Origin of the sequence: Klebsiella aerogenes KCTC 2190, assembly GCF_000215745.1 — a bacterium.
GTDB lineage: Bacteria > Pseudomonadota > Gammaproteobacteria > Enterobacterales > Enterobacteriaceae > Klebsiella > Klebsiella aerogenes.
This window is the reverse complement of record NC_015663.1, coordinates 672779-686679: the sequence shown is the minus strand read 5'-3', so window position 1 is coordinate 686679 and position 13901 is coordinate 672779. Positions and strand designations below refer to the sequence as shown.

The following is a 13901-nucleotide window of genomic DNA, read 5'->3' as shown; positions in this document are numbered from 1 at the left end:
CGAACAGCCGCTTTAGGCGTGTTGATTAAGGTCTAACGCTTACCATCACTATCCCACGATTTCTCCCGTTATGTCGTGTTGGTTGCGTGCATCTGCCGGGCCGACGCTATCGCGCCATAAGCGGGCGTAGAGGCCATTCGCCGCAAGTAATTGCTCGTGGGTACCGCATTCTGCGAGCCGCCCTTTATCGACAACGGCGATCAGATCGCAGCGCTGGGCAGTGGTCAGGCGGTGCGCCACGATTAGCGCCAGGTGCTTTCTGGCACGGGCGACTTCGGTTAACGAAGACATGAGGCGCTCTTCCGCGCGGCGATCCAGGCGCGATGTGGCTTCATCGAGCAGCAGGACGTGGGCATTCGCCAACTGGGCGCGAGCCAGCGCAATCAACTGACGTTGTCCGGCGGATAAATCCGCGCCGCCGTTATTGACTGGCGTGCGGAAACCTTGCGGGAGCTGACGTACCAGCTCAAACAGGCCTGCCTGCCGTGAAGCGATCTCAACTTCGGCATTGCTGCTGGATGGCCGCGAATAACGTATATTCTCCGCAATATCGCCGCTAAAGAGCGCAACATCTTGATCGACCAGCCCGATCTGACGGCGGTAATCGGCAAGGGTTGTCGCCGTCATCTGTCGTTCCCCAATGCCGATGGTCCCGCTGGTGGGCGAATAGAGTCCGGCGATAAGTTTAATCAATGTCGACTTCCCGGCGCCGCTGCGGCCAACGACCGCCACGACACTGCCCTCGGGGATGGTCAGGGTGAGCTTGTCCAGCGCGGGCTCAGCGCTGCCGGGATAACGGTACGTAACTTCATCAAGCTGTAATGCACCTGTGGCCGGCTGGGTGGAGGAAGGAGTGACGTTTTCTGTCTCTTCGGTCGCCAACAGTTCATCAATATGTTTACCGCTGGCCGTCGCCTGCTGGAAGGAATCCACAATCCCGGATAATTGCTGTACCGGGCCATAAAACTGCCCCAGCAACAGGAAGAATGCCGCCAGCACCCCGGCGGTCATTTCGCCTTCGGCCACCCTCGATGCGCCAACCAGAAGCACGGCGGCATAGGAGGCCTCGGTACAGAAGGTCAGGAAGGGGAAGTAGACCGCAAGATATTTCTGCGCGCGTACGCGGGTAGCGCGGAAGCGATCCGATAATGCGCGCAGCCGGGCGGCCTCTTGCTCCTGTTGACCATGGGATTGCACGACGCGCAGGCCGGAGACTTTCTCCTGCAGAGTGCTATTCACCTTGCCGATTTCAAGGCGCGCTTGGGCATAGGCTGGAGAGCTCAGGCGACGATAAACCCAGGTCGCCAGCGCGACTATCGGCACTGCGCTTAAGGCCGTCAACGCCAGAATGGGGTCGAGCCAGAACATGGCCGCGGCGATGGCGAACATCGTGACCAAGCTGGTGGCCGCGCCGGCAAGGCCGTTTTGCAGAAAGCGGGCGAGGGAGTCGACATCGACGGTCATCCGGGTCAGGCGTGAATCAACGTGCTTTTCATGCCAGGGGAGGGCAAGACGCAGCATATGGCCAAAGCTGCGCAAGCGTACCGTATGTTGAACCGACTCCGCCGCTCTGGCGGCGAAGATGGTTTGTAGTGAATAACAACACCAGCTTATGACCACCAGGCACAGGGCGAGCAGGGCGCAGATGCCGATAGTCGCCATATCGCCTGCGGCAACCCCCGAGTCAATACCGCGCTGCAGCAGTATTAACACGCCGACGCCAGCGGCAGAATCCAGCGCGATCAGCAGGGCGGCGATGATGAACATCCACGCCACCGGCCGCAGCAGCGAGGTCAATCTACGTCCCTCTCCGGCCAGCGCCTGTTGAACCGCCTGTTCCGGCACGCGGGTCATGCGGGCGACAAAACCGTTGCCGTCAACTTCCGGCAACGCTTGCGGCTCCTCGTTCTGCATCGCTGGCGTTGTTGGCCAAAGATCGCGGCAGCCGCCGGCGGCAGGTTCGAGGAAATCCCCGTCGCCGGTCATCAGCGCGCGGAACGCCGGGCAGCGAGACTCAAGCTCAGCCTGGCTGCCGATGTCCACCACTTGCCCTTTATCCAACACCACAATTCGACTGGCCAACCGCAGCGTCGCCCGGCGGCGGGCAATCACCAGCAGCATGTGCTGGTCATCGGCGTAACGACCCAGCGCGGCATTGATCTCCGCCTCGGTACCGGCATCTACCGCCGATGTGGTGTCATCGAGAATCAACAGTTCCGGTGCGGTAATCAGCGCCCGCGCCAGCGCGATGCGTTGCCGCTGTCCACCGGAGAGGTTAGTGCCGCGCTCGGTTAGGCGGGTATCGAAGCCTTTCGGTAAGGCATTGATAAACTCGCTGGCGCCTGCCGCCGCCGCCGCGCGGCGAATATCTTCCGTCGTCGCCTGCGGGTGGCCGTAGGCGATATTTTCCGCGACCGTTCCGGCAAACAGAAAGGCGTCTTCAAATACCACCCCCACCTGACGGCGTAACGCCTCAAGCTTGAGATCGCGAAGGTTCTGCCGACCGGCGCTGGTGTTTAGCCAAATGTCGCCAGCGCTGGGATCGTAAAAGCGCGCCAGCAGCATTAGCAGCGTCGATTTACCGGAGCCCGACGCGCCGACTACCGCCAGCGTTTCACCCGCCTGTAGGGAGAAGGAAACATCGCTCAGGATACGGTTGCCGCCGCCATAACCGAAGTTCACTTTTTCTAGCTGCAGGCCAATAACACGACCATTGAGCGCTTCGCTACCGTCAACCATTTGCGAACGGGTATCGATCAGAGCGAATACCCGTTCTACGGATGCCTGGGTACGTTGGGCGATCACCAGGAATGACGCCAGCACACGGGTAGGTCCGGTCAACATGGCGAGGAAACTGGCAAAGGCCACGAAGGTCCCGAGGTCAATTCGCCCGTGCATCACTGACCAGCCGCCGTAGCACAGTAGAACGATTTGCCCGAGTACCGGTAGCGCCAGCATGGTAGCGCCAGGCATCGCCTGCGAAATGGCCGCGCCGATGCGCACGCGCACCATCTGCCGCGACTGACGATCCAGCCAGCGCGTTTCGCGCAGTTCCGCCACGCAGGATTTCACCACCGAGATCTGCGCCAGAACTTCGCGCATGTGCTCGGTCAGATTCGCCAGCCGGTCTGAAGCTAGCCCCGTCTGTGCGAATACCCGGCGACGGGCGCGCAGCGCGGTAATGGCAAGACACGCCAGCACACAGACCACGATTAGCGTCATGGCCGGCGACATCCACAGCATCACGGCAATACCGGCGATGTAGTAGGTGAATACCGCCAGCGGTACCGGAGCCATCTGCAATAGGGTATGCATCTGCTGCAGATCGCTATTGGTCCGTGAAATCACCTGTCCGGTACGCAGCGCGTCCTGTCCTGCGCCATCGAGCTTTTGAATACTGTCGAACGCGCGTCCTCGCAGGGTGTGCTGCACCCACAGCGATAGCTCGCCAGCATAGCCGCGTCGTACATAGTTACCGATGAAATCAAAAAAGGCGATAAGTAGCAGCCCGCAGGCCAGCCACGGCAGGCGGGTGGGATTACCCGCCAGCGCATCATTTACCGCCTGCCGCGTCAGTAGCGGCGTCAGCGCGGCCAGCAGAATGGTCGACACCGACGCCACCACCACGATGGCGCTAAGTTTCTTACGTTCCCAGCACACGCGAGCCAGGCGGATTATCCAGGATCGCGCGGGCGTGGGAGAGTGAGTCGCAGGCATTAAGCCTCCTCCGTCAATTTAAAGATGAAATCCGCCACGGCGGCCATTACCCTTTTTGCGCCATGGCGGCCAGTTCTTTCGCCACCTCGGTTGGGCAGGCCTGCGCCGCCATTTCCGCCGCCACCTCTTCAGAGGCCGTACGTAATGCGCGATCGTCGAGGAAAGCATTGATCATGCTGCTCGACAGACCTCCGTCGCCGGGGATGATCCCGCAGCCGCGATCGACTACCGCGCGGGCGTTTACAGGGCGATCGGCGCCCTGGCCGAAAACGATCTGTGGAATACCCGCGTGCAGTGCCGTCAGGGTGTTGCCAGCGCCGCCGTGATGGATAAAACCATCGGCGCCGTTGAGGAAGGCGCCCATCGGGATCCAGTCAACCAGACGAACGTTTGACGGCAACGCGCGTAGATCGGATCGCGCATTGGCTGAGAGATGCAGAATGATCTCGGCATCGACTTCACTGGCGGAATCCATCACCCAGGAGATCAGATCGAGGCCATCGACCATCGGTTTGACGGTGCCCAGGCTGACCAGTAGCCGTTTGCGATCGGGCGTGCGTTCCCACCATTCTTCCCAAACCGCACCGCCGTTATACGGCACGTATTGCATGGGAATGATCGGTTCGCCATCGTTTTGCAGGATGCTCATACTCGGCGGCGTCACGTCGATCCACGCCATATCCTGCGGCGGAGCTTCGACGCCGTGGCGGCGGTAGGCGTCAGCGAGCGAGCGCGTCACACCTTTGATATGCCAGGGGGTGTGGCCGAAGCCGACAGTTTGCATGACCACCGGGATATCGTATTTGGCGGCGATCAGCGGCCCGACGACGCCGAGGGGAGGATAGACGATAAGGTCGGGCCGCCAGTGTCCGGCAAACTCCACCAGTTGGTCGGCCATCTCTTCGCTGAAGAACGAGAAGTTGCCCATTTTGGTGCCGATGTTACTTTCCTTCCGCTGCGCCTCGCGGCGGCGATAATCGGCCTCCGAATCGAAGCCGGGCGCGGCATCAAACACCACCAGCCCTGCCTCGGCCGCCTTTTGGGCGAATTTACCGCTACTGGCGATCAGCACTTCGTGACCGTTAACGCGAAATGCCTGCGCCAAAGACAGCACCGGGTATAGCAGCCCATAGAGTGGTGGGCCAACAAACAGAATGCGCATGAGAAAATCCCTCTCCGCTTGACGAACTAATTCAGGAAGTCGACGCAGTCAATATGCCGGCCAGCGCGACGTTAACTATCGTTAACCCGGCTGTGCCTGGCGCTGCGCCATTTTTTAGTTTCGCCAGCGCGACGCACGGCAACGCCGGCGACCCTATCGCAGGCGGTGAATCCGTAGCGCACGCTGACGAATCGGGAATTCCCTGTCCCGACTTCCATTAACGCTTGCGCGTCATTGTCCTGATGAACGGCCTGACGCGCCGCCGCACTGCCACGGCGGCTTGTGAGGCCGCATTTGCCGGGTGAGAGGCCGGTCAACGCGCTGGGCGATGTCCGTAATTCTTGAAGACACCGTGTCGCATCATCCTGATAGCGTCGCCTTCGCGGGTCGGTAAGGGACAAAGCGCCGTTGTTCAGGCGATGCTCGTTCCCTTACGGCCTCGGTATACCTTGCCAAAGAAATCACCAATGCAAATGCTAATGAGAATAATTACCAATATCATTTGCAAATTGCAATGATAAGTAAAAACTTAATGGAACGGGTAAACGTTTATAGGACAAATCGCAGGTGAGCTTTTCAGGAGGGGCGATGGGTTCCGGTAAGTGATGTTGTTCTGCAGGAACAAAGGCCAATCGGTTATTTTTTTATTGCGGAAAGCGGCTGCTTACCGCTCTTCATTACCCGCGTATGATTTGTGATATGATGAAAAAGCGAAACTTTTTCTCTTTTTTCCAGGTTAAACGATACTTATGAGCGCGTTCGATCACTCGTCAGATGACACCCAGGAAACTATCGGCAACAGCCTGCGCCGACGCCCACTGGCGCGCAAAAAGTTGTCTGAAATGGTGGAAGAAGAGTTGGAGCAGATGATTCGTCGCGGCGAGTTTGGCGAAGGTGGACAGCTTCCTTCGGAACGTGAGCTGATGGCGTTTTTTAACGTCGGGCGCCCGTCGGTACGTGAAGCGCTGGCTGCGCTCAAGCGTAAGGGCCTGGTGCAAATCAACAATGGCGAACGTGCGCGAGTCTCGAGACCGTCGGCGGACACCATCATTTCCGAGCTTTCCGGGCTGGCGAAGGATTTTCTCTCCGCGCCTGGCGGTATCGCGCATTTCGAGCAGTTACGCCTTTTTTTCGAATCAAGCCTGGTGCGCTATGCGGCTGAGAACGCCACGGATGAGCAGATTTCCCTGTTAAGCAAGGCGCTGGAGATTAACGGCCAGTCGCTGGATGATAACGCGCAATTTATTCGCTCAGACGTCGATTTCCATCGCGTGCTGGCGGAGATCCCCGGCAACCCTATCTTTATGGCGACGCATGTTGCTTTGCTTGACTGGCTAATCGCCGCGCGGCCGAAAGTGTCGGAGCAAGAGCTTCATCATCACAATAACGTCAGTTTTCAAGAGCATATTGCCATATTTAACGCCATACGCGATCGCGATCCGGACGAAGCCGATCGTGCGTTGCAAACCCACCTCAAAAGTGTTTCCGCCACCTGGCGTGCCTTAGGTAAATCCAAAAAATCCGCTAAATGATCCCTGCCTCGCGATCGGTTTAGTGAACTCGATCGCACAATAAGCTTTCCCTATTGTACTGCTTTAAAAACGATCTGGTATAACAGGTATAAAGGTACACAGTTAATCCAGTCAAATATCATTACGAGGTATATATGGTTAGCCATTTACGTGGCGTGATGCCCGCGCTTCTGACCCCATTCGACGCACAGCAGAACATCGATCGGGCGAGCCTGCGTCGGTTAGTGCGTTTCAATATTGAGCAGGGCGTTGATGGGGTTTACGTCGGCGGATCGACCGGGGAGGCCTTCGTTCAGAGCCTGTCCGAGCGCGAAGAAGTCCTTGAAATCGTAGCGGAAGAGGCGAAAGGTAAAATTACCTTAATTGCGCATGTTGGTTGCGTCAGTACGGCGGAAAGCCAGCAGCTGGCGGTGGCGGCTAAGCGCTATGGTTTTGATGCGGTTTCCGCGGTAACGCCGTTCTACTACCCGTTCAGCTTTGAAGAGCACTGCGATCATTATCGCGCAATCATTGATTCTGCTGATGGGATACCGATGGTGGTCTACAACATTCCGGCGCTGAGTGGGGTAAAACTGACCTTAGAGCAGATTAACCAACTGGTGACATTACCGGGGGTGGGCGCGTTAAAACAAACGTCTGGCGATCTCTATCAAATGGAGCAAATCCGTCGCGCGCATCCGGAACTGGTGCTCTACAACGGCTATGACGAAATTTTCGCTTCCGGCTTGCTGGCGGGCGCTGACGGCGGGATCGGTAGTACCTATAACATTATGGCCTGGCGCTATCTGGGGATCGTGCAGGCGCTGAAAGAGGGCGACACCGCGAAGGCGCAGCAGCTGCAGCATGAGTGTAATAAGGTCATCGATCTGTTAGTCAAAGTGGGCGTATTTCGTGGACTGAAAACGGTGCTGCACTATATGGATGTGCTCTCCGTACCACTCTGCCGTAAACCGTTTGCGCCGGTGGAGGATAAATTCCAGGCCGAATTGAAAGCGCTGGCGCAGCAGTTAATGCAGGAGCGCGGCTGATTTCTCGCCGGAGACGCTCATAAACTGCGCTTTCGATGAGAGATTTAATCAGACATCTGAAGCGGGCGTCATCCGGCAACAACGATATTCAATTCATACCAAAGCGAGTGGGCGCAGCCCATCGCGGGAGACTCACCATGAGTACAACAACCCAGAATATCCCGTGGTATCGTCATCTTAACCGGGCGCAGTGGCGGGCATTTTCCGCCGCCTGGTTAGGGTATTTGCTTGATGGTTTTGATTTTGTCTTAATCGCCCTGGTGCTCACTGAGGTTCAGGGGGAATTTGGTTTGACGACGGTGCAGGCGGCAAGCCTGATTTCCGCCGCTTTTATCTCTCGCTGGTTTGGCGGCTTGATGCTCGGGGCAATGGGGGATCGCTACGGTCGCCGCCTGGCGATGGTGACCAGCATTGTTCTTTTTTCGTTGGGTACGCTGGCCTGTGGTTTTGCACCTGGTTACACCTCTCTCTTTATTGCCCGGCTGGTTATTGGGATGGGCATGGCGGGAGAATATGGCTCCAGCGCCACCTATGTTATTGAAAGTTGGCCGAAACACTTGCGGAACAAGGCGAGTGGATTTCTGATCTCTGGCTTCTCGGTTGGCGCCGTCGTCGCCGCGCAGGTTTATAGTCTGGTGGTGCCCGTTTGGGGCTGGCGTGCGCTCTTTTTCATCGGCATTGTCCCCATCGTTTTTGCCCTCTGGCTGCGTAAAAACATTCCGGAAGCAGAAGACTGGAAAGAGAAGCACGAAGGTAAAGCGCCGGTACGTACGATGGTCGATATTCTCTATCGCGGCCAGCATCGGGTGCTAAACATCATCATGACCTTTGTGGCAGGCGCGTCGTTATGGTACTGCTTTGCCGGCGAGGCGCGTATTGCCGGGTTGGTTGCGCTGCTGGGCCTGGTATGCGCCATTATCTTCATCAGTTTCATGGTGCAAAGCAGCGGTAAACGCTGGCCGACCGGCGTGATGTTGATGGTGGTGGTGCTCTTCGCTTTCCTCTACTCCTGGCCGATTCAGGCGCTGCTGCCTACTTATCTGAAAACTGAACTGGCCTATGATCCACATACTGTTGCTAACGTATTGTTCTTTAGCGGTTTTGGTGCAGCTGTCGGCTGCTGCGTCGGCGGTTTTCTCGGCGACTGGCTGGGGACCCGTAAAGCTTACGTTTGCAGTTTACTGGCTTCGCAACTGCTGATCGTTCCGGTATTTGCGATAGGCGGCACCAATGTCTGGGTACTCGGTTTGTTACTGTTCTTCCAGCAAATGCTGGGTCAAGGAATTTCAGGGATCTTACCGAAGCTGATCGGCGGTTATTTCGAAACCGATCAGCGTGCTGCGGGTCTGGGATTTACTTACAACGTCGGTGCTTTGGGCGGCGCGTTAGCGCCGATTCTCGGGGCGTTAATTGCTCAACGCCTGGATTTAGGCACCGCGCTGGGTTCGCTCTCCTTTAGCCTGACGTTCGTGGTGATCTTACTCATCGGGCTTGATATGCCAACTCGCGTCCAGCGGTGGATCCGCCCGGAAGCCATGCGTACCCATGATGCGATCGATGGCAAACCGTTCAGCGGCGCAGTGCCGTTTGGTCGCGGTAAAAGCACATTAGCGAAAAGTAAAAATTAACCATGGCGCCCGGCCAATCACGAATGTTTGCCTAAGGATATGATGATGTCTCTACTTGAACAGCTTAATCAAAACATTGCGCAATCTGGTGGTTTGATAGTTTCCTGCCAGCCTGTGCCAAATAGCCCGCTGGATAAGCCTGAAATTGTCGCTGCGATGGCCCTGGCGGCGGAGCAGGCAGGGGCGGTCGCGCTGCGTATTGAAGGTATTGATAATTTACGCGCCACCCGCGCCGTCGTTTCTATTCCTATCATCGGGATTATGAAACGCGATCTCGACGATTCGCCAGTCCGGATCACCCCGTTCCTTGAAGATGTTGATGCGCTGGCGCAAGGCGGGGCGGATATTATCGCCGTGGATGGTACCAATCGCCTGCGTCCGGTTACCGTTGCGGCACTGCTGGCGCGAATTCATCAGCATGCTTTACTGGCGATGGCCGACTGTTCAACTTTTGAAGATGGGATGGCTTGCCAGCAGCAGGGGGCCGACATTATCGGGACGACGCTTTCTGGCTACACGACGGTGAAAACGCCGGAAGAACCCGATTTCGCTCTGGTGAAAACACTCAGCGAGGCCGGATGCCGGGTGATTGCGGAGGGGCGCTACAATACCCCGGCGCAGGCGGCAACTGCGATGCGCCAGGGGGCATGGGCCGTGACCGTTGGCTCTGCCATCACTCGTCTTGAGCATATCTGCCAGTGGTATAACTCGGCGTTAAAAAAGGCGGTGTCATGACTACGCTTGCTATTGATATCGGCGGAACCAAACTCGCCGCCGCGCTGGTGGATGATGACCTGAACCTCCTTAAACGCCGTGAGTTGCCGACACCCGCCAGCAAAATGCCGGAAGCGCTATGTTCGGCGCTGCAAGAGCTGATCGTGCCGTTGTTTGCTCGCGCCCAGCGAGTGGCAATTGCGTCTACCGGAATAATTAGCGGCGGCGTGCTGTCGGCCATCAATCCCCACAATCTGGGCGGTTTGCAGCATTTTCCGCTGACGCAGACCCTGGAGAAAATCACCGGCCTACCCACACTGGCGGTTAACGATGCGCAAGCTGCGGCATGGGCGGAATACCATGCTCTGGGGGATGAATGTCGCGACATGGTTTTCATCACGGTATCCACAGGTGTAGGGGGCGGTGTAGTGAGTAATGGTCGGCTAATCACCGGGTATGGCGGTCTCGCCGGCCATCTGGGCCATACGTTAGCGGACCCGAATGGACCGCGATGCGGTTGTGGTCGGCGCGGCTGCGCAGAGGCTGTTGCTTCCGGACGTGGAATGGCGGCCGCCGCTCAGGGAGAACTCAGCGGATGTGATGCGAAAACGATTTTCATCCGTGCCGGGCAGGATGATGAGCAGGCTATTGGGCTTATTCACCGTTCGGCACAGACCTTAGCGAGATTGATCGCTGATGTAAAAGCGACAACGGATTGCCAGCGCGTGGTGGTCGGTGGCAGCATCGGCCTGGCGGAAGGTTATCTGGAGATGGTGAGAGCTTACCTTGCGCAGGAACCGTCGGTATATCACGTAATGTTACAACCCGCGCATTACCGACATGACGCGGGATTGCTGGGAGCGGTGTTACTGGCTCGGGAGAATAACTCATGATAGCAGGTGATATTGGAACGCTGACCGCCTCCGGGATACATCCCGTTTTAGCCGAAGCGTTGATGCTGGCGGTAGCCGCTTGTCCACAGGAGAAATCTCCTGGACGTTTCAATCTACGCGGTGACGATATTTTTATGAACGTCATGGTATTTACTACCCAGCCAGCGGAAAGTAAAAAATCGGAACAGCATGCGCAATATATCGATATTCAACTGTTGCTAAGCGGTGAAGAACGTATTCTGTGGGGAATGGTAAATTGTGCACAGCAGTGCGAAGCGATACACGTTGAAGAGGATTATCAGTTGTGTAATGCGATTGAAAATCAGCAGGCCATTACGCTACGGCCTGGTAATTTCGTGATATTTATGCCTGGTGAGCCGCATAAACCTGGATGTATTACGACATTGCCGCAGGAGATTAAAAAGGTAGTCGTTAAGGTTAATGTTAGCCTTTTGCAAAACGAATACTGATGCTGAGATTATTCCTGGTTTTGTTTGTGTAATGTGTTCTTCATTTAAATCTGCAAAATTTAAACTAGCTTATTAGGGGGCTCCTTTTCTTAAAACATGCAATATAGGGACTGTTATGGCTATTGATATGTATCTGAAGGTTGATGGGGTAACCGGTGAATCTAACGACTCAAATCATAAAAATTGGATAGATGTTTTGTCATTTAGCTGGGCGGCTGAGCAGCCTGGGAATATGAGCGTTGGCGGCGGTGGCGGAGCGGGTAAAGTTAATTTTCAGGACCTTTCGGTACAAGCATTGATAGATAAAGCAACGCCGGCAGTTCTCAAGTTTTGCGCTAGCGGTAAACATGTCGCTAAAGTCGAACTATCAATTTGCAAAGCCGGCGGCTCGCAAATTGAGTATTCGCGTGTTGTCCTTGAAGATGTTCTGGTGACGAAAACCAGTTTTAGCGGTGTGGGTCATACCGACACTATTATGGTGAATTACCTGTTTCAGGCATCTAAAGTTAATCTGCATTATTGGGAGCAGTCTTCTCAAGGGACCAAAGGCGCAGAAACTAAATCGGGTTGGGATATCAAACAGAATAAAGAAATTTAATCGACGCTGGAGCGCCTGCAATGCCAGATATTACCTCCGAGATAAATGCGGTTCTCTCCGATCATTCCCGGTTTGACGCAGAGCAGCTGGATATTATTATTTCATTCGTCAATGAACTGGATAAAGGAACTTTGAGTCAGTTTGAGAACGCTCCGGATCGCACGATTATGGATACCTATGAGCGCTTGCTTTCTGCCAGTAAAGAGCCTGCCAGAAGACAACGCGACGAAGAATACGAACTGGAATCTCTGACGGGGGCCAGTCGTCGTACTGCTACCATGAGCAATCACGCCGCGTTTTTTGAACGCTTCAGAACAACGCCTGCGCATATGTATGGTTACGGCGGCAACGTCTACCGGGATCAGACAAAAAGCTATTACGATGTGGCCGGTAAAATACTGGCAGGCATTGGCGGGCTCGCTTCTTTTGGCGCAGGTACCGCCGCCATCGCCGCCTCGCAGGCGGGTTCGTCGCTTTCGGGTATAGCGGCGCGTTATGCGTTATCTTCTGTCGGCGCGACCGGCCTGGCCGCTGGCGCGATGGCGTTGCTCCGTAATAATTTTTCCGATGTTCAGGTGGCGACGAATAAAGATTTCCTCGAAACCATCAAGTCTATCGCCAAGCTAAGAAACAAACTGAATGATTTCTTCCAGGGCCTCAACAACAAGGTCTATTCGGATAAGACAAAAGCAGAAACGGCGCTCAACAATGAAATGAAGTCACATCCGTTACGTTTTGGCGTCGGTTCAGGAAGTCAGGTAGTACATGCAAACCTGGCCCCGATTCAACGTTTGGTCACTCAGGACTTTGTTACCGTAAACCACGAGATCAGAGCCAAAATTTTGCCGAAGGGTACAAATTCAGCCTGGAGTGTTGCGGTTTCGAGCTCAGAAATGGGTTGGGATGAACGGGTATTGGACCAGGCTAACATGGGGATTCTGCAGCAGGTCGTTCATCAGCTTTAACGCGGTTGTGTTGGCGGCGAATAATCGAACGCAGTTCGATGGAGAGCCCGGCTGCAGAAAAGCAAAAACCCAGCCATAGGCTGGGTTCTCTGAATAGTGGTGCCCGGACTCGGACTAACGCCGCAGGCGTTGAACAGCGCGCTTGTCGCGCTGGCCCCGAAGGGGTGAGCCGCGTTGCGGCGAATAATCGAACGCAGTTCGATGGAGAGTCCGGCTGCAGAAAAGCAAAAACCCGCCTTTTGGGCGGGTTCTTTAAATAGTGGTGCCCGGACTCGGAATCGAACCAAGGACACGGGGATTTTCAATCCCCTGCTCTACCGACTGAGCTATCCGGGCAACGGGGCGCATTAAACCTGATTCACCGCGCCTCGTCAACGAAATTTATAAATTTCGCAGCAGACTGCACAATCTATCACCACTTTGCCGTAAAAGCACGCGTCGTCAGGCAAAAAAGGCCGTCCACGCGACCGAAATCGGCATTGCCAGCAGCAGGGCGGGGAGCATATTGACCACCGCGAACATCTTAATCCCGCAGATACGCAGGCCGGTCGCCACCAGCAGCATACCGCCGACGGCGCTGAAGTCGGCCATCATCATCGGCGTGGTCAGCGGCATGATAAGCGAGGCGCAGGCCGCCAGACTCAGCTGAATCAGCAGCATCGGCACACAGATTACCGACACCGCCAGCCCCAGCGTGCAGGCGAAAATAGTAGCGGTGAAAAAGTCGAGAAACGCTTTGGCGATAAGGATGCTGGCGTCGCCGGTCATTCCTTCGCGCATGGCGCCAAAAACACCGGTACCGCTGGCGCAAAACAGCACGATGATCGCCACGTAGCTCTGAATATAAGACTCGTGGGCCGAGGCCTTTTTCCTGCCCTTTGGCGACAATAGTTGCTGGAGTTTGCTCACCAGAGTATTGATGCCTTTCTCCATGTTGCACACTTCACCGAGCAGCGCGCCGACCAGCGTCGCCAGCACCATCACCGGCAGGTTGGCGCACTTGATGACCAGTAAAATACCAATCCCTAGTGATGCCAGCCCAAAAATCGAGGTCATCGAGGTGCGGATCCGTTCCGGCAATCGTTGGCTCAGCAGCGCGCCCAGTACGCCGCCGACAAGCACCGCGCTGGCGTTAATAAATGGCCCTATAACCAAAGTAAACTCCTGTTAATTATTCCTGATGTCCGCATTATT

Annotated in this window: 12 protein-coding genes and 1 tRNA gene; 8 read left to right on the top strand and 5 right to left on the bottom strand. The window is 55.9% G+C overall.

Annotated features, from left to right (window positions below):
- Window positions 1-48: 48 nt before the first annotated feature.
- From iroC to EAE_RS03345, 3 genes are all read right to left on the bottom strand, one after another.
- The gene (gene iroC, locus EAE_RS03355) at window positions 49-3717 is read right to left on the bottom strand and encodes a salmochelin/enterobactin export ABC transporter IroC (RefSeq protein WP_015703470.1); all 3669 of its coding nucleotides are present in this window, start codon (window positions 3715-3717) and stop codon (window positions 49-51) included.
- 46 nt (window positions 3718-3763) lie between these two features.
- Window positions 3764-4879 carry a salmochelin biosynthesis C-glycosyltransferase IroB gene (iroB, locus tag EAE_RS03350; protein WP_015703469.1) on the bottom strand — a complete coding sequence of 372 codons (1116 nt, stop codon included), beginning with the start codon at window positions 4877-4879 and terminating at the stop codon, window positions 3764-3766.
- Window positions 4880-4950: 71 nt separating this feature from the next.
- Complete coding sequence (locus EAE_RS03345) at window positions 4951-5196, bottom strand: hypothetical protein (protein ID WP_064908766.1); 246 nt, start codon at window positions 5194-5196, stop codon at window positions 4951-4953.
- 432 nt (window positions 5197-5628) lie between these two features.
- Between EAE_RS03345 and nanR the strand changes: the two genes are divergently transcribed.
- From nanR to EAE_RS03305, 8 genes are all read left to right on the top strand, one after another.
- A complete protein-coding gene (gene nanR, locus EAE_RS03340) occupies window positions 5629-6411 on the top strand; it encodes a transcriptional regulator NanR (protein WP_015369707.1) in 783 nt (260 codons plus the stop codon).
- 134 nt (window positions 6412-6545) lie between these two features.
- Window positions 6546-7439, top strand: coding sequence for an N-acetylneuraminate lyase (nanA, locus tag EAE_RS03335; RefSeq protein ID WP_015703468.1), 894 nt, complete (start codon window positions 6546-6548; stop codon window positions 7437-7439).
- A gap of 137 nt (window positions 7440-7576) precedes the next feature.
- Complete coding sequence (locus tag EAE_RS03330; RefSeq protein ID WP_015703467.1) at window positions 7577-9067, top strand: MFS transporter; 1491 nt, start codon at window positions 7577-7579, stop codon at window positions 9065-9067.
- Window positions 9068-9112: 45 nt separating this feature from the next.
- On the top strand, window positions 9113-9802 hold the full coding sequence (locus tag EAE_RS03325; RefSeq protein WP_015703466.1) for an N-acetylmannosamine-6-phosphate 2-epimerase: 690 nt from the start codon (window positions 9113-9115) through the stop codon (window positions 9800-9802).
- Window positions 9799-10674 (top strand): N-acetylmannosamine kinase, encoded by an 876-nt coding sequence (nanK, locus tag EAE_RS03320; RefSeq protein ID WP_015703465.1) that lies wholly within the window; start codon window positions 9799-9801, stop codon window positions 10672-10674. Before EAE_RS03325 ends, nanK begins: the two co-directional genes overlap by 4 nt.
- Window positions 10671-11144: an N-acetylneuraminate anomerase gene (gene nanQ / locus EAE_RS03315; protein ID WP_015703464.1), complete on the top strand. Its 474-nt coding sequence runs from the start codon at window positions 10671-10673 to the stop codon at window positions 11142-11144. Before nanK ends, nanQ begins: the two co-directional genes overlap by 4 nt.
- Window positions 11145-11259: 115 nt before the next feature.
- Complete coding sequence (locus tag EAE_RS03310) at window positions 11260-11742, top strand: Hcp family type VI secretion system effector (protein WP_015369713.1); 483 nt, start codon at window positions 11260-11262, stop codon at window positions 11740-11742.
- A 20-nt stretch (window positions 11743-11762) separates the two neighbouring features.
- Complete coding sequence (locus EAE_RS03305) at window positions 11763-12707, top strand: hypothetical protein (RefSeq protein ID WP_015703463.1); 945 nt, start codon at window positions 11763-11765, stop codon at window positions 12705-12707.
- Between the two features lie 260 nt (window positions 12708-12967).
- On the opposite strand, the gene EAE_RS03300 is transcribed toward EAE_RS03305, so the two are convergent.
- Window positions 12968-13043, bottom strand: a tRNA-Phe gene (locus tag EAE_RS03300).
- 105 nt (window positions 13044-13148) lie between these two features.
- The gene (locus EAE_RS03295) at window positions 13149-13862 is read right to left on the bottom strand and encodes a DUF554 domain-containing protein (RefSeq protein WP_015703462.1); all 714 of its coding nucleotides are present in this window, start codon (window positions 13860-13862) and stop codon (window positions 13149-13151) included.
- Between the last annotated feature and the right edge of the window lie 39 nt (window positions 13863-13901).

Bases quoted from the DNA above. Each gene is read 5' to 3' on its own strand.
- EAE_RS03325 (WP_015703466.1), top strand. From the start codon at position 9,113: ATGTCTCTACTTGAACAGCTTAATCAAAACATTGCGCAATCTGGTGGT.
- EAE_RS03310 (WP_015369713.1), top strand. From the start codon at position 11,260: ATGGCTATTGATATGTATCTGAAGGTTGATGGGGTAACCGGTGAATCT.
- nanA (WP_015703468.1), top strand. From the start codon at position 6,546: ATGGTTAGCCATTTACGTGGCGTGATGCCCGCGCTTCTGACCCCATTC.
- nanR (WP_015369707.1), top strand. From the start codon at position 5,629: ATGAGCGCGTTCGATCACTCGTCAGATGACACCCAGGAAACTATCGGC.
- EAE_RS03330 (WP_015703467.1), top strand. From the start codon at position 7,577: ATGAGTACAACAACCCAGAATATCCCGTGGTATCGTCATCTTAACCGG.
- iroC (WP_015703470.1), bottom strand. From the start codon at position 3,717: ATGCCTGCGACTCACTCTCCCACGCCCGCGCGATCCTGGATAATCCGC.
- iroB (WP_015703469.1), bottom strand. From the start codon at position 4,879: ATGCGCATTCTGTTTGTTGGCCCACCACTCTATGGGCTGCTATACCCG.
- EAE_RS03305 (WP_015703463.1), top strand. From the start codon at position 11,763: ATGCCAGATATTACCTCCGAGATAAATGCGGTTCTCTCCGATCATTCC.
- nanK (WP_015703465.1), top strand. From the start codon at position 9,799: ATGACTACGCTTGCTATTGATATCGGCGGAACCAAACTCGCCGCCGCG.
- nanQ (WP_015703464.1), top strand. From the start codon at position 10,671: ATGATAGCAGGTGATATTGGAACGCTGACCGCCTCCGGGATACATCCC.